Here is a 17098-nt window from a genome sequence, read left to right as displayed (position 1 = left end):
CATGAAATTTAAAATTAAAAACAGCATTAAACAAAGTTGTTTATACGGCGCAAGTATTGCATTAATGAAAGGTGTGTCATTATTATTGCTCCCGTTTATCGCACATCACTTGAGTGCCAATGAATTTGGTCGACTTGAAGTGATTAGCACTTTAGCTATTATCGGTAGCATTATTGTGGGAATGGGCCTTGAAGATACCTTATTTCGCTTTGCAGGCCCCGCTAAAAATAAACAACAGCAGCGACTGATCACCTCTGAAATATTTACCTTAACCTTATTCATTGGTTTACTGGCATTATTTTTTGCGTGGTTTATTGCCACTGGGCTGAGCAAATTCATTCCCGGTCAACCGAGTATTTATGAAGTACGTTTAGTGTTATTGATGCTCGCGTTAGAGGGCTGTATCGCGATACCGCTTGGCTGGTTAAGAATGCAGAATAAAGCGGGTTTTTTCTTCTTTATTAGTAGTGGCCGGGCATTATTACAGGCCTTATTAGTCGCCACATTTTTATTTTTTGACCGTGGTGTGGCGGGTATTTTAGAAGCAGGATTAATCGCGGCGACCTTGCAGGCGTTAATATTAGGTAGCTGGCAAATTAAAGATACCGGTTTACATTTCAGTCGTACCACCAGCTATCGTTCCTTAATCTATAGCTTACCGATTGTGGGCAGTGGCATCGTGGCTTTTGTTTTAAATGGCTTAGATCGCTGGGTATTAGCCGATTATACCTCGTTAATTGATGTTGCGGTGTTTAGCATTGCAGCCAAATTTGCGTTGGCAACGGTACTGTTATTACAACCTTTTGGCATGTGGTGGTCACCGCGACGCTTCGAAGTATTAAAAGGTATTAACGGCAAACAACAAGTTGCTAAGGTGATTGCAATGGGCAGTTGCTTAGCACTCAGCATTGCCGTTTTTGTGGCTCTCGTCTCGCCAACACTGATCATTTTATTGTTACCGGATAATTATCATCAAGCCAGTTTATATGTTGTCGCGTTAGTATTTATTATGCTCTTAAAAGAGTTAGTTGAACTGTTTAATATCGGCTGCTTCCATGGTAATACCACCAATAGCCAATTACTAATAAATATCATTGGCGCCAGTATTGGTCTGCTTATTATGTTTTGGCTTACCCCTCTTTATCAAGTCTGGGGTTTAATTAGCGCATTGTTAATTGCCCAATCAGTCCGTTTGTTACTGTTTTATAACATCAGCCAGTATTATCTAACATTAAATTACCCCATCTTTAGTTTATTAATATTTACCTTAATCGGCGCCCTGTGGATATTTGTAGGTACACAAATAGAAGGCCTATTTAGCCTGCTATTAATCGTCATTGCGAGTATGGTGAATATGCTCTTTAGTGCGCATTATTTAAACCTATTTCGTTTACCTTATTACGCGCGCGCAAGTGTGACACTATGATTGAACGTCAGGTACACCCAACCCCGTCATTGCTTTTCCCGGTGTTAAGTTGCGCGGTTGTCTGCATAGTAATTAGCGCCTTGTGGTCAATACTCCCCCATCCAGTGATTGTGATGACCATTTGCTTGTTACCTATCGCGATTTTAGTGGTTTTACGCTTCCCGTTTTTATTCATTTTATTGTTTATTATCTTCTCGTTTTTTCGCATTCATGAAGTTTTCCCTCTGATATATAACTTTAAAATTCCGCTTTTATTGTCCTTGGCTTCATTAGGTGCACTGTTTTGGCATACCTTAATATCACGTCAAGTACAAGTATACTGGCGCCCCGAATTAAGTATGTTAAGCGCCTTTTTTGTGCTGGTTTTTGTGGGTGTGCTATTAGCCAGTAATCGCCCGGTCGCGATAGAATATTTCAAAATTATTTATTGGAAAATCATCATTATGACCTACGCCGTTGCATGGTTATCGCGCTGTGAAAAAGATTTTGCATTAGCCTGTCGTTTGATCACCCTATTTGGCATGTTAGTGGGGCTGGTTGCTCTCTCTAATCAGATGAATGCGATTGGTTTAGTCGAAGGTACACGGGTCACTATTGGCCGTGAATTTGGTTCGGTCCTCGGCGATCCGAATGATTTAGCCTTAGTATTAATGTTTCCCGTGGCTTTTGCCTGTAGTTTGCTGTTTACCAAAAATGTGGGCTGGTTTAATAAAGTGCTCGCCGTGAGCAGTGTTGTGGTGTTATTTCTGGCCATCATCGCGACACAAAGTCGCGGCGGATTATTAGGAATGCTAAGTATTTTTGCCGTCTTTGGTTATCGGAAAATCCATTCTAAGACACTATTTTTCACTTTGATCGTTTTCGCCGCCATCATTTTATTTGTATTTGCCGGGATCTCCGAGCGCGCGTCTGGAGGCGCCACCGAAGCCGGTATCGATGCGTCTGCAATGGGCCGTTTATACGCTTGGGAAGCGGCGTTTGGCATGGCGTTACATAATCCTTTTAGTGGCGTTGGTCTCAATAATTTTTATGCAAATTATTATTATTACAGCTCACATTGGGATGGTTTGAATCATGCGGTGCACAGCACTTGGTTTGGGGTACTTGCTGAGACAGGTTTTTTAGGCCTGAGTATATTTGTGGCTTGTATTGTACTGTTAATCAAAAGTGCCATCACCAGTTTAAGGCGCATTGAAGCGCACCTATCAATGGTCACACCTGCCGTTTACGGCGCTGCGCAAGCAGTATTTGCTGGCTTAATTGGCACCATCGTCTCCGCCACCTTTCTCACCCAAGGTTTCACTTGGCCACTCTATATTTTAGCCGCATTGGTGATCGCCATTGCCCAGTGGTGCACAACACACCTTCCTAAAGAAATCCCACCCCCGAGTAAAAAACACTAATCAATTTATTTTAAAATAAAGTTGTCGTTTCAGACATATTACACGGTGTGTATGAAACACACCTTTCTGAGAAAAAACCAGTTCCTAGCAACCACACTAATCAATTAATTTTAAAAATATAAAACTGGCATTTTTTCTGTTATTTCAGCCAAATTTTCACCTAGCCTCTCTCTATTTTAGTCGCATGGGTAATAACCACTACCCAGTGGGGTAAGACACATTTTCCCACTTTACTAAAACCTCTCACTAAACGTCATAATCTTTGTCTTATTTTGCAATTTGCGAACTATTTTTGCAATTTACTAATATTATCGATAAGCACTTCTCCACACAACACTCAACACATTGATTTTAAACACAGTAAAAGTTGGCGCATTCTCTGCAATAAACTCTCTATAAGTATCAAGAAAACCTGGTTAATAACCACATTCGACAATGGAGCATGGCTATTTATGAAAACATTCACATTAAACCAAAGCAAAATATGGCTTAAAACCAGTCCTAATCCCATTGCAAAATATCTATTTAAGCAGCTCAAAGCAATATTGCATCTTGAATTACCCGCACCAAAATTTGTATTACGTTGCTGCTATGCACTGTTTGTTGTGTTTCGTAATTTGTTCGCGACTATGATGCGTATTTTCTGTTGGACCCCCTTATTTAAAGGTCGGCTGCAGAGCGTGGGTAAATTCCTCAACTTATATGGTGGCTTGCCTTATATCAGCGGTCCGATTCAAATAAGTTTAGGTGATAACTGCCGAGTGTCTGGGCAGACGACTTTTTCAGGGCGTTGCACTGCGAAGGTAATACCCCGTTTAACCGTAGGCAACAATGTAGATATCGGTTGGATGACCACCATTGCCGTGGGTAATAAAGTTATTTTAGGCAATAACGTGCGTATTGCAGGACGTGCGCTCTTAGCGGGTTACCCGGGTCATCCATTCGATGCCAATGATCGTGCCCTTGGTTTACCTGAATTAGATGAGCAAGTGGGAGACATCATTTTAGAAGATGATGTGTGGCTAGCAACAGGGGTTTCAGTCATGGCCGGTGTACGTATTGGCCAAGGCAGTATTATCGCGGCAGGCAGTGTGGTCACCCATGATCTTCCCGCGATGGTATTAGCCGCAGGTATACCCGCAAAAGTGATACGCACTCTCGGCACACATCAGACGGAGGATCAATAATATGTATCATGATCTGATCGTTTTCGGCGAAGACTGGCAAGGGTTGCCCAGTAGCACCCAGCATTTAATTAAGCAGCTTACTGCCACACGTAAAGTGGTGTGGATCAACTCTATTGGCTTACGTCAACCTAGCTTTAGCTGGCATGATGTCAAACGCCTGTGGTTTAAATTAAGCGCACGCAATAAACAACCTCAAGTCAACACGGCGCAAGGTTATCCACAGCAACAGACCAACAATAATCACTTCTATCTGATTAACCCACGTACTATTCCAGCGCCACGCAGTCGCTTTTCACGTTTTGTGGCACGTCATTTATTGTTATTACAAATTAAACCGATTATCAAAAAAGCACACTTAACGTCGCCTTTGCTGTGGACTTCACTGCCGACGGCGGTGGATTTTTCAGGTTATTTAGGCGAGTCCGGACTTGTTTATTATTGTGGTGATGATTTTTCAGGATTAGCAGGTGTTGATCACCATACCGTTGTCTTACGTGAGCAGGAGCTGAGTCAAAAAGCGGATTTAATTATTGTTGCCAGTACCACCTTGTTAGCACATTTCCCCAGCGAGCGTACCCGATTATTAACCCACGGCGTGGATTATCAACTCTTTGCAGAACCGGCAATACGTGCCAAAGATTTACCCAATGATGGACGTCCTATTGCGGGTTTTTACGGCAGCATTTCACAGTGGTTGGATTTAGACTTATTAGGCGCATGCATTAAAAAACTACCACATTGGCATTTTGTATTTATCGGTAAAGTCATGGTCAATATTAGTGCGATTAGTCAATTAGAAAACGTCACATTTTTAGGTGAACGCCCCCATCACCTGTTACCGAGTTATAGCCAGCATTGGACAGTATCATTATTACCCTTTACAGATAATGCGCAAATTCGTTCCTGCAACCCCTTAAAAATGAAAGAGTATTTAGCTGCGGGTCGCCCTATTGTTTGTACCTATTTTCCCGCAATAGAGGCTTATCGCGGTTTAGTACAAATTGCTAATAACAGTAATGCCATGGTCGAAGCGTTAATCAATAGTCAATACCTACAATACTTACCGGATTTTTCTGGTGCATTACGCAGTGTGGTTGAGCATAAAAGTTGGAAAGTACGTGCGCAACAATTATCTAACTGGTTGGAAAAACTATGAATAATCTCTATTTCCAATTTTACTACATATTAGCAGGGGCATGGCGACGCCGTTATACCATCATGATCCCCATTGTCATATTGCCCATATTTTCAATATTAATGAGTGTGCTCAGCCCTAAAAATTACACTTCGCATACCAGTATGTTGTTACAAGAAACAGCCAAACTAAACCCTTTTTTAGAAGATTTAGCCGTTTCTGCGATGCTCAAAGAACGCATTAACTCACTGAAAATTTTATTACATAGCCGTCATATTTTGGGTTCCGTCGCGATTGACCAAGGATTAATTAACAGTACCACCAGCCCACAACAACACGATCAAATTATTAGTCAGCTGTCTAACGCACTGACCATCAATATGGTGGGTAAAGATTTGATCCGCATTGATTATCGCTCATCGACATCAAAAGGTATGAAATCAATGCTAGAGGTAGTCAGTGCTCACTTTATTGAGCAGGTATTAGCCCCAGAGCGTTCATCGATGAGGGACTCGAGTATATTTTTAGAGCAACACCTTAAAAGCCGACAAGTAGATTTAAATAAAGCAGAAATGGCAATGGCCACCTTTAAAGATAAATATGCAGAAGAGTTACCTGAGTTATATATCACTAATGTTAACCGTTTATCACACCTGAAACAGCGTCTAGCAGAAAAACAAGCAGAGATGGCGGGGGCAACACGCAGCTTAGGCAGTATCAATCAACAATTATCAAAAACGAACCCAGTCTTAGGCTTAATTGAACAGAAAATTATCCGCTTGCAAGGTGAGTTAGCGATATTACGTTCACGTTACACTGAGCATCACAGCAAAGTGATCAGTGCAGATAAAAAACTACAACGTTTAGAATTAGAAAGACAACAACTGTTAGGTAATCCCAATGAGACTATCAGTATTGATAAGCTTTGGGCGATTGGTAGTAATTACCAAATGAGTAGTGATCCTAAAAAACAACCACTGCTGATTTCACAATTAGAAACAATGCAACAAACCAGCGGTAAGGTAGCAGGATTGCAGGAAGAGATAAAAAGCTTACGTGTGATGATTAACTTACTGGCGCGACAACTATCAAGTTACGGAGCTAATGCCAGTGAACTATCAAAATTACAACGAAGTGTGGCGATAAAACGCGATCTTTATGATGATATTTTATTACGTTTTGAAAAAGCCAATATCACCGCATCGTTAAGTATTTTTGAGCAAGACAAACGTATTAAAATTATCGATAGCCCGTTTACCCCTTCGGCCCCCTCTAACAACCCATTAATACTATTTATAATCAGTGGCTTAGTAGGTGGAATAGTGCTGGGTTGTGGCCTCGCTATTATCCAAGAATTGAGCGACACCTCAATCTATCGTCGTATTCAGTTACAAGCACTTAGCGAAGCTCCGGTGTTAACACGTATTCCTTATGTTGTTTTATCCGCGAATGAAGGAGATTTTTCATGAAAACAATTTTACAAGTTGTGCAACATTTGCGTCCCGGTGGTATTGAAAGCATTGCCCTAGATTTAACGCATTTTGCACCACTCAATGAACACACATTAATTGTCAGTCTTGAGGGTAACTATCAGCAAGCGTTAGCGACTTGGCCAAAGCTGGCAGAATTTAAAGAGCAACTTATCTTTCTCGGCAAAAAACCGGGCTGGCAAGGAAAATTAATCTACCAACTGATGCGCCTCATCAAACAGAAAAATGTCTATGCCGTGCATACCCACCATATTGGCCCTTTATTATACGCCGGTATTGCAGCGCGTTTAGCAGGGGTCAAACACCGTATTCATACTGAGCATGATGCCTGGCACTTAAGTAATTTAAAACGTCGTCTGTTACAACGAATAGTCATTAAATGTGTACAACCTATTTTAGTTGCGGATGCTAAAACGGTCGCGAATCATATGCAGCAACACCTACATTGCAAACAAAGTATCAATATTATTAATAATGGTATTGATACTGATTATTTTACTCCGGGCAATCGGGTGATGGCTCGGGCCACATTGAATCTTCCTCAAAACAACTTGATGATTGGTTGCAGTGGCCGTATGGAAACGGTCAAAGGCCAACATGTGTTAATTCACGCTTTAAGCCGGCTACCATTAAGTGTTCATGTTGTTTTTGCAGGCTCGGGTAGCTGTGAACCCGAGCTACGCCGCCTTGTCTCTTGTCTTTGTTTGCAGGAGCGCGTGCATTTTTTAGGGCACCTTGATCAGATGGCGGTTTTTTATCAATCCTTAAATATATTTTGTCTTCCTTCATTAAATGAAGGTTTCCCACTGTCTTCATTAGAAGCGCAATCTTGTGATGTGGCGACCTTAGTAACCGATGTCGGCGCATCCAAAGAAACACTCAGCCCCAGTAGTGGTCGTTTAGTGAAAGCTGAAGATTGTGATGCGATGGCCTCGGTATTACTGGATATGATCAATAATCCGACGGAAACCAGCCCACGTTTATATGTGCAGCAACATGCAAACGTGCAAAGCATGGTCTCAGCTTATGTCTCTTTACGTCGCCCTTTAACGACTAACGGAGTTTGTCATGAATAATACAATTATCATACTCACCCTATTAAGTGGCCTATTGGTACTTTACCATCATCTAGGATATCCACTGTTGCTCAAACTACTTAACCAAGCTCACCATGATGACTGCTACATCAAGCCACGCCAGTATTGCAACTCGAGTGCCGATACTCACTTACCTGATATAACCCTGGTTATTCCCGCTTACAATGAAGCGCAATGGATAGCAGAAAAAATCCGCAATGTTGCCGCATTAGACTATCCCAGTGAACATTTACACGTATTGGTGGGTTGTGATGGTTGCACAGACCAAACTTATGACATTGCGCTAGCGACTGCGCAGGAGCCAGAGTGTGCAGATCTACATATAAAAATCGTTAATTTCTCTAAAAACAGAGGTAAAGTTGCCATCCTCAATACCTTATTAGCCACACTAACCTGTGATTTGGTTGCCTTAACTGATACCTCCGCGCTGATTTCAATTGATGCATTAATGATTGCAGCTGAACGATTTAAAGATCCTAAAATAGGCGTATTAAACGGCCATTATCATTTATTAACACCTGGCTCAGCAGGCGAAAAAGCCTATTGGGATTATCAAAGTCAAATTAAATTAACTGAGGCTGCATTAGGTTCAACATTAGGCGCACATGGCGCTTTCTATGTTTTTCGTCGCGCGCTATTTGAACCACTTGCTACCGATACCATCAACGATGACTTTATTTTACCCATGAAAATTGTGCTGGCAGGATACCGTGCAGATTATGAAAACAGCATTCATTCGGTGGAGTTAGAAAAAGCCAGTGATAACCAAGATCAGCAACGTCGACGTCGTATAGCAGCCGGTAACCTTCAGCAATTAATCCGCCTTAAAGGATTGTTATCACCACGTTATAAAGGCATTGCTTTTGCCTTTTTTTCCGGTAAAGCATTACGGGTATTCATGCCATTTTTAATGATTTTTAGCTTGTTAGGCAGTTTGCTACTTGCGCAGAGTTTACTGCTATTTTTAGTTCTTGCCATATTACAGATTGTTTTATATAGCCTTGCAAGTTGGCAATTACTGATAAAACCTAAAAACAGTAATAAAGTAAGTCGTTTATTAGGTTATTTAGTCGGGGGGCATATTGCAGGACTGATCGGCACAATGCATTACCTTTTACGTCTTGATGATATGCGTTGGACAAAAGTGAAGTAAACATAACAAATTAATAGCATGTGTTAGACCAAAATTAATTTAAGAGAGGTTTATGATGACATATTTTTCTCAGACTATTGAAGATAGTGAAATTCGACATATAACCAGTAATAGTTACATTCACCCGATTGTTAAATATGGCAAACGTGGCTTTGACCTTATATTCTCACTGTGTGCCTTAGTCATACTCTCGCCAGTATTGGTCTGCGTGGCCATTGCCATTAAAGTCGATAGCAAAGGTCCCGTCTTTTATTTACAAACGCGCTCAGGGCAAGATAAATTATTCACCATTATAAAATTTAGAAGTATGCACACAGATGCAGAAAAAGCAGGCAAAGCATTATTAGCGGTAAAAGGAGATCCTCGCATTACCCCTGTTGGTCGATTCCTACGTAAAACGCGGCTCGATGAAGTACCACAGTTTGTTAATATTATTCGTGGTGATATGTCATTAATTGGGCCGCGTCCTGAACGGCCTGAGTTAACATCAGAAATTGAAAAGAAAATGCCCTTTTTTAGCGAGCGCACCTATCACGTATTACCGGGTATAACCGGTTTGGCACAAACCAAACAAAGCTATTTAGACAGTGTCAACAATATTGGCCAAAAATTAGCCTTCGATCACGCCTATTCTCTGGCGATAACAAACCCGGGAAATTGGTTAAAAACAGATCTAAGTATCTTAATAAAAACGGTGCTTACGGTGGTTAAATGTAATGGTTAAATTGCGTGCTAAAACGGTATTAAACGTCTGCATTTATAGTATTCAGCTCTTAGTCTTGGCACTGTTATTATTACCACTGTTCGCGGTTGAACTGTGGTGGGTAGATAACCTCGCAAACTTACAATGGCAATGGTCACTGTGTGCTATTTTATTAATTATAATTAATATCGCTTTTAAGTTACGCTTTAGGTATCTCTCTATTACTGTGTTATCTATGACAATTATTTATCAGCAGTGGTTCTTATTATATCAACCACAACATAGCCCTTTTTTAGATAAACAAACCTTAACCATTGCACAATTTAATATCAGTTACAGCAATCCGTATTTAAATGAATTATTACCTCAATTTGGTGATCCAGATTTTGATATCCTAGTATTGCAAGAGGCATCAGATAAACAAGATATTAATATCTTATCTCAATATTATCCCTATTCATTCGGCCTTGAACCACTCAATGCAAGCCCTTCTGGTTTACTTATATTTTCACGTTGGCCCATTATTGAAAGTCATAGTCACGTATTAACGACTGCCAAAACACATATTTTAGAAGTCATTATACAAAGTCCCAAACAACAAATACCCGTGCAAATATATGCCATTCATCCTGCTTCACCTCGTTCTAAAATATTATGGCAACAACGTAATAAGGCCTTCGATGACCTTGCTCAACTGGTTAACAACTCTCTGTTAAATAATAAAATTATTATTGGAGATTTTAATAGTAGTCACTGGACCCCCGCTTTTTCTCGTTTACAACAAGCTACATTACTCAAAAACAGTGCAGCCGGTTTTGGTTATATACCCAGTTGGTCTTATCACCAGTATCATGTTTTTTGGCCCATACTCAGTGCTTATGTTGACCATTGCCTGGTTAGCCAGCACATAGCGGTTATCAATAAGCAGTTACAAATGATGCCCGGCTCAGATCATCTGTTAATTAAAACAACCTTAGCAATTCCTTGAATTGCAATTCTCGCGTTGCAAATGGATTTGCATTTTGCGAATTAATCAATGTTACATGTAATTAAAACCAAAAAAAACATGTAACACATTGATTTAACTTAAAACAAAAACTTGGCTTAAAGCCTGCAACATTTTATCTATCTTCTACAAAAAGGATAGATATTATGAATATTAAACAAGTTAATGCCAAAAATAATAAATTGTTGATTTTCTTAAGCGGTGAAATGGATGCCAACGGCTGTAGTAAAATCCGCCCAGCTTTAGAAGCCATTACCAAACAGCATCAAAGCCATATCGTGCTAGATCTCAGTGGTATCAGTTTTATTGATTCCTCGGGCATTGGCGCCATCGTATTTCTTTTTAAACGCCTTAAAGAGCAACAACGTAGTATGGGTATTATTGGTGTACAGGGTCAACCCCATGAATTAATGACGTTATTACGCATTGATTCGGCTATCCCATTAAATAGTGGCCAAGATCAGGCAGTTTTATCATGTATGCTGTAAGTGCTTCCTTAACCTGTGCACTGCTATGCATTAGCCTTGCAACTCTGGGTGGGTGCACTAGCTCAACGCCCAAAGGCCACGGCGGGTTTGCTGAGCACCAATACAGTGATATGCCGGATCACCGAGTGGGTTTGGAAAATGCATTACACTTTGAATCACAAATGAGTCGGCGCCATTTGGAGTCCTTAATCCTGGCAGGTGCACAGGTTTGTTTTCCTGCGGCTGTGCGTATTAGTCAGATCCGAGAAGCGCGTATCATACGTGAATTGCAAGGGGGGTTAGAGGGGGATGCGGCTAATGATCTGATTATTCAACGGGATCAGTTAGACAGATTACAGCGTCGCCTTAATTACGTGCAACAACAACAAAGTTGCTTGCCTTTTAAGCAACAACCACTTGAAATTAAAGAGCAAACAGATAAGCAATTATTAAGCGCAAAGAAAATGCAACACATCATGCAGTTACTCAATAACAATAATCAGTTTGTCACTGACTCTGCAGAATTAAATCCTCGCTATATTGGTCAATTAGCCGAAGTGTCGATAATACTTCGCCCTTACACACATTATTACTTAAAGCTTACCGGTCACACCGACACCACGGGCAGTGATAGTTATAACTTAACATTATCAATGCAACGAGCAGCACAAGTTGAGCGCTACTTACAAATTTTCGGACTGGATCCAAACAATATTGAAATTGATGGCAGTGGCTCTGTGAACCCTTTATTTATAGGCCGAGAAGCGCAGACAAGACTGGTTAATCGTCGTGTCAGCATTGAGTTAATTACCATTAATTCTACTTCAGAGGTAATACCAAAATGAATCTATTAAACGTTAAACGCTACTTGCTGATGTTCATTTTAATAATAAGCGCTGTATTCGTTAATGCACAAGAGGCCGACTATTTAGTACACAATGGCGATCTGCTGCAAATATCACTGCCAGGTGAAGAGAGTTTGCAAGCCCCTTTTAAAGTGAGTCGTCAAGGCACCATTATTTTACCCGAAGTCGGCCTTGCACAAGTGGCCGGTTTAACCTTAGTTGCGACCACCTCTTTAATACGTAAAAAGCTGCAAAAAGTCTTTATTGATTTAGACTATTTGAATGTTTATTTATTGAAAAAGCAACTCATTATTAGTGTGCGCGGTTATGTATTGCAGCCGGGAGAATTTACCTTGCAGTACGATGCATCCGTACAGCGTGCCATTTATGCAGCAGGAGGCTTACGCGCAGGCGCACAACTAGATCGTCTGCAACTTATTCGTAATAAAAAAATCACGGTTTTTAATTATAAAAAATATCTCGACAGTGGTGATATCAGTTTATTACCTATCCTGCAATCAATGGATGCGTTGTTTATTCCTGCATCACCACTCACCGGCAATGTAGAAGTTGAATTTAATCCTTCAGAAATGGTGAATGCAGGCGATTCTGTCAATAATCAGGATGCCATCAAAGTTTTTGGTGAAGTGAATAATCCCGGTAGTTTCACTTATCGTGACGGCATTGATATTGTGGATTTATTAATGGGTTCAGGCGGAGTAACTCGTTATGCAGGTGTCGAAAAAATAAGGGTCATTAATGAAGGAAAACCGGCATTATTTGATTTGAAAAAGTATCTGGATAGTGGGGATGTTAGTTACTTACCGACAATCCAAAAAGGGGCCACTATTTTTGTACCCAAGCAGCAAGATGAGATTAAAAGTGGCGCACAAATGGTTTATATCATGGGCGAAGTGGCTAAACCGGGTGCTTTTGAGAGCAAAGATGGCGCTACCTTTATGGATATCCTGGCCAATGCAGGAGGCCCAACTCGCTTTGCAGAATCACGTCAAATCAGAGTACTTAAAGCCAATGGGACGATTATTGCTTTTGATTTAAGTGCCTATACCGAAGGATTAAGTAAAACACCCCCTCCAACAATTAGCGCAGGTGACGCTATTTTTGTCCCTGAAAAAACCGATATGAATCAAAAATCGTGGTTAAAAGTCACCCCTAACCGCGCAGTGCGAGTGATTGGTGCGGTCATGCATCCGGGGCGTATTGAATGGTCAGATGAAATGTCATTGTTAGACTTATTAGCCCATGTCGGTGGCCCAACCTCTAAAGCTGACACCAATAATATCGAGATTGTGGTACCACAAAATAATGCGCAAGCAAAAGCGTATAGCTTTGATTTAAACGCATTTTTAAAAGAAGGAAAAAGTGATGCGACGTTACCGGTGATCAGAGCCGGTAGCACCATTATGATCCACGAATTACCCATCGATCCTAAAGACAATAAATCACAGTGGGTACGCCAGTCCTCGGAAAAATCAATTTATATTTTTGGTCAAGTGGGAGCGCCGGGGCGTTATATGTTCTCTAACGAGATGAACTTCTTAGATATTTTAGCGGCAGCTGATGGCCCAACAGACAAAGCCGACTTACGTAATATCCGTATTAATCACCGTGATAACAGACAAAAAGGAGTCAGTAAATTAGATTTAGCGCTGTATTTTGAGACCGGCGATGACAGTTTATTACCCCATGTACAAATCGGTGACACCATTTATATTCCAGAAAAAGATCGCATTTGGTTAGATCAATCGAAAGAAAGCACAGTGCGAGTATTAGGCGCGGTGAATAGACCGGGTCGCTACCGTTTTGATGACACTATGACCTTATTAGATTTACTCGCTGAATCGGGTGGTACCAAAGAAGATGCTTATATCAAAAATATTACCGTGGTGAATATGTCTTGCTGTCGAGATCAAGCACGTCGCTTTGATTTAAGTAAATTTATTGAGAGCGCTTCTTTTGCTGACTTACCCGTATTACGCGCGGGTGACACCATTTATATTCCTTATCGTAATGAGAGTGGCTATGAAAAATTCCGTAAAGGATTAACAGATTTAGTGCAGATACTCGCGCTAGGTGCATTAATTGGCTTGTTATAAAGAGTCACAACAAAGGAGTGCTGAAAATGAATATTCCTTACCAAAATATAGAAATAGAACAAATATTTTATCAGGCATTTGCACCGGGTCATCGCGCCATTGCTATTTGCGCCGCAGAGTCAGGAGAAGGTGTTACCAGTTTAGTCTTAGCCTTAGCGCAACGACAACTACTCGCAGGCAATTCAGTATTAGTCGTGGATCTTAACTTATACCATCCAACGCTTGTTCCGTTATTAGCAATAGAGGACACATTAGCCACGCATAATAACAAACAAAAAATCACCATGGACAGACGCTATAACGGCTTATTTGTGCCGCCTGCGCTGACGATTAATGATAAAAATCCGGTGGTACTAACGGGTATAACCGCACCCAATAAACGCGAAAGTGTGATGAAATTACGTAAAGAAGGTGTATTGGAGTTATTTATCGAGCAGTGGTTAACCCAGTATGATTCAGTGATCATTGATACATCACCTTTAAATCGTATGAACGCCAATAATATCCCCGCTGAGCGAGTAGCAGCGGCCTGTGATGCGGTCATCTTAATGGTGTTAGCGGGCAAGACTCCCGTCGCATCAATCAGCAATGCCATCACTAAATTGAATAATGCCCAAGCACACTTTATTGGCAGTGTTATTAATGACCGTGATAATCCCAGTTTAAAAGATGAATTATTGCGTGAAATAGACCGGGTATTTTCGCGCTGTAACTGGTTACATAAGTATTTTTCCGGTTTGATCAACAAAAACCGACTGTTGACGCTGGAAATATAACTTATTAATAACATGCAGATAAGTTAATAAACTGTATAAAAATAGCACAATCATCCGTTAAAAATAACTAAAGCTTATTTCATTATTGATTTACAGAAAAATAATGAAACGTGACTAAGTATAATAAGGAGTATCGTTATGTGTGGAATCGTAGGAGCAGTAGCACAAAGAAATATCGCCGACATTTTAGTCGAAGGATTACGCCGTTTGGAGTACCGTGGATATGATTCCGCAGGCATCGCGGTGGTTGATCTGCATAAAAATTACACGCGAATTCGTCGCATCGGCAAAGTGAGAGAGTTAGCGAATGCAGTTGCCACATCCAATTTAATCGGGGGCACCGGTGTCGGCCATACCCGTTGGGCGACACATGGAGTGCCATCAGAAGTAAATTCTCACCCACATATTTCTGGCGATATTACCATTGTGCATAATGGCATTATTGAAAACCATCAAGCATTACGTTCATTATTGCAAGATCGAGGTTATACCTTTGTATCACAAACCGATACAGAAGTGATTGCACATTTAGTGGAATGGGAGCGACGAACCGCAACATCTTTGCTTGAAGCCGTGCAAAAAACCACTGCTCAATTACAAGGCGCCTATGGCGCGGTAGCCATGGATAGCAATGATCCAGAGCGACTTATAGTGGCTCGCTCTGGTAGCCCAATTGTTATTGGCCATGGTATAGGTGAAAACTTTATTGCCTCAGATCCGTTAGCACTATTAAATATCACCCGCCGTTTTATGTATCTGGAAGAAGGAGACATCGCTGAAATCACCTATGATAATGTGAATGTTTTCGATGCCAGTGGCCAACATGTTGAACGTGCTGTGATTGAATTACATGCACAACAAGATGCCGGAGAAAAAGGCAAATATCGTCATTTCATGCAAAAAGAGGTATTTGAACAACCCACTGCATTACGCAATACCCTCGAGGGGCGTTTAACCCATGATGCCGTTATTACTGAAAGTATTGGTGTCAATGCGGTAGATATCCTCAATAAAGTTGAACATGTACAAATTATTGCTTGTGGCACCTCTTTTAATGCCGGAATGACCGCGCGTTATTGGTTTGAATCCATTGCAGGTATCAGCTGTGATGTAGAGATCGCTTCTGAGTTTCGCTACCGTAAGTTTGTGACTCGCCCCAATAGCTTATTAATTACCATTTCACAATCAGGAGAAACAGCGGATACCTTAGCAGCCCTGCGCTTGGCTAAAAAATGTGGCTATATGGGAGTGATGACAGTGTGCAATGTAGCGGGCTCATCATTAGTGCGGGAATCTGACTTTGCATTCATGACCCGTGCGGGAGCTGAAATTGGCGTTGCCTCCACAAAAGCATTTACTACACAGCTGGCCACGTTATTAATGTTAGTCACGGCACTAGCAAAACAACAAAAGCGTATTAGCAAAGCCAAAGAAAAAGAGATTGTGCAGGCCTTACATGCGTTACCCGAGCAAATTGAACAAGCACTGGCGCTTGATAAAGACATTAAAGCATTAGCCACTGATTTTGCTGATAAGCAGCATACGCTGTTTTTAGGCCGTGGCGAATTTTATCCTATTGCCGTGGAAGCGGCCTTGAAACTGAAAGAGATCTCTTATATCCATGCAGAAGCCTATGCAGCGGGTGAATTAAAGCATGGCCCATTAGCATTGATTGATGCGGATATGCCAGTGGTCGTGATCGCACCCGGCAATGATCTATTAGAAAAATTAAAATCAAATATTGAAGAAGTCCGAGCAAGAGGAGGATTGTTGTATGTGTTTTCAGAACAAAAATCTGGCTTTGAAGCTGCACACAACATGAAAATCATCCGTATGCCTAAGGTCAATGAGATCACAGCCCCTATTTTTTACACGGTGCCGATGCAGTTACTCGCTTATCATGTGGCATTAATTAAAGGCACAGATGTGGATCAGCCAAGAAACTTAGCCAAAGCCGTCACCGTAGAATAGTGGCTGGCTTTTATAATCAGAAATTGATGACCATTATGAGGAATTGGTTCTTTGCAATAGGTTTATCTCAATGAGTTTTGATCGGGATGGGCGGAGTGTGTTGGAATTATCTCCGTTCATTTCGCCCAACAAAATAGCATCATAGAGCAGCACAGCTGTTTTTATTAAGGGCCTTATTAGTTAACCTGAATTCTGGATAAGCAACGCTTTTGTAGAAGCTCATTATTTTATACCAATCCGCATAAGTATCTGATCTATCTTGTTGGTTAAAATAATAAATAGCGACGTTGCATTCAATCGCAATAGCTAGCTATTACTCAAT

General features: G+C 41.0%; 14 protein-coding genes. All 14 read left to right on the top strand.

Translation table 11 applies throughout. From position 1 onward, the window contains the following. Position 1 precedes the first annotated feature (1 nt). Positions 2-1426 carry a lipopolysaccharide biosynthesis protein gene (locus G322_RS0106765; protein WP_022941054.1) on the top strand — a complete coding sequence of 475 codons (1425 nt, stop codon included), beginning with the start codon at positions 2-4 and terminating at the stop codon, positions 1424-1426. After that, on the top strand, positions 1423-2829 hold the full coding sequence (locus G322_RS0106760) for an O-antigen ligase family protein (protein ID WP_022941053.1): 1407 nt from the start codon (positions 1423-1425) through the stop codon (positions 2827-2829). The genes G322_RS0106765 and G322_RS0106760 overlap by 4 nt, the downstream gene beginning before the upstream one ends. A gap of 452 nt (positions 2830-3281) precedes the next feature. Then, positions 3282-4016 (top strand): acyltransferase, encoded by a 735-nt coding sequence (locus G322_RS0106755; protein ID WP_022941052.1) that lies wholly within the window; start codon positions 3282-3284, stop codon positions 4014-4016. A gap of 1 nt (position 4017) precedes the next feature. After that, positions 4018-5172 (top strand): glycosyltransferase, encoded by a 1155-nt coding sequence (locus G322_RS0106750; protein WP_022941051.1) that lies wholly within the window; start codon positions 4018-4020, stop codon positions 5170-5172. Further along, positions 5169-6620: a GumC family protein gene (locus G322_RS0106745; RefSeq protein ID WP_022941050.1), complete on the top strand. Its 1452-nt coding sequence runs from the start codon at positions 5169-5171 to the stop codon at positions 6618-6620. The genes G322_RS0106750 and G322_RS0106745 overlap by 4 nt, the downstream gene beginning before the upstream one ends. Next, positions 6617-7717 carry a glycosyltransferase gene (locus G322_RS0106740; RefSeq protein WP_022941049.1) on the top strand — a complete coding sequence of 367 codons (1101 nt, stop codon included), beginning with the start codon at positions 6617-6619 and terminating at the stop codon, positions 7715-7717. Before G322_RS0106745 ends, G322_RS0106740 begins: the two co-directional genes overlap by 4 nt. After that, the gene (locus G322_RS0106735) at positions 7710-8891 is read left to right on the top strand and encodes a glycosyltransferase family 2 protein (RefSeq protein ID WP_022941048.1); all 1182 of its coding nucleotides are present in this window, start codon (positions 7710-7712) and stop codon (positions 8889-8891) included. Before G322_RS0106740 ends, G322_RS0106735 begins: the two co-directional genes overlap by 8 nt. Positions 8892-8943: 52 nt before the next feature. Continuing rightward, a complete protein-coding gene (locus G322_RS0106730) occupies positions 8944-9615 on the top strand; it encodes a sugar transferase (protein WP_022941047.1) in 672 nt (223 codons plus the stop codon). Further along, positions 9608-10582, top strand: a complete 975-nt coding sequence (locus tag G322_RS0106725; RefSeq protein ID WP_022941046.1) for an endonuclease/exonuclease/phosphatase family protein — start codon at positions 9608-9610, stop codon at positions 10580-10582. The genes G322_RS0106730 and G322_RS0106725 overlap by 8 nt, the downstream gene beginning before the upstream one ends. Positions 10583-10746: 164 nt before the next feature. Continuing rightward, a complete protein-coding gene (locus tag G322_RS0106720; RefSeq protein ID WP_022941045.1) occupies positions 10747-11088 on the top strand; it encodes an STAS domain-containing protein in 342 nt (113 codons plus the stop codon). Next, a complete protein-coding gene (locus G322_RS0106715) occupies positions 11076-11912 on the top strand; it encodes an OmpA family protein (RefSeq protein WP_022941044.1) in 837 nt (278 codons plus the stop codon). The genes G322_RS0106720 and G322_RS0106715 overlap by 13 nt, the downstream gene beginning before the upstream one ends. Then, complete coding sequence (locus G322_RS0106710; protein WP_022941043.1) at positions 11909-14029, top strand: SLBB domain-containing protein; 2121 nt, start codon at positions 11909-11911, stop codon at positions 14027-14029. Before G322_RS0106715 ends, G322_RS0106710 begins: the two co-directional genes overlap by 4 nt. 26 nt (positions 14030-14055) lie before the next feature. Further along, a complete protein-coding gene (locus G322_RS0106705; RefSeq protein WP_022941042.1) occupies positions 14056-14805 on the top strand; it encodes a P-loop NTPase family protein in 750 nt (249 codons plus the stop codon). Between the two features lie 138 nt (positions 14806-14943). Further along, a complete protein-coding gene (gene glmS, locus G322_RS0106700) occupies positions 14944-16776 on the top strand; it encodes a glutamine--fructose-6-phosphate transaminase (isomerizing) (protein ID WP_022941041.1) in 1833 nt (610 codons plus the stop codon). Positions 16777-17098 lie beyond the last annotated feature (322 nt).

The organism is Psychromonas hadalis ATCC BAA-638 (assembly GCF_000420245.1).
Lineage (GTDB): Bacteria > Pseudomonadota > Gammaproteobacteria > Enterobacterales > Psychromonadaceae > Psychromonas > Psychromonas hadalis.
The sequence above is the reverse complement of the archived record's forward strand: the minus strand, read 5'-3'. Positions and strand labels throughout refer to the sequence as shown.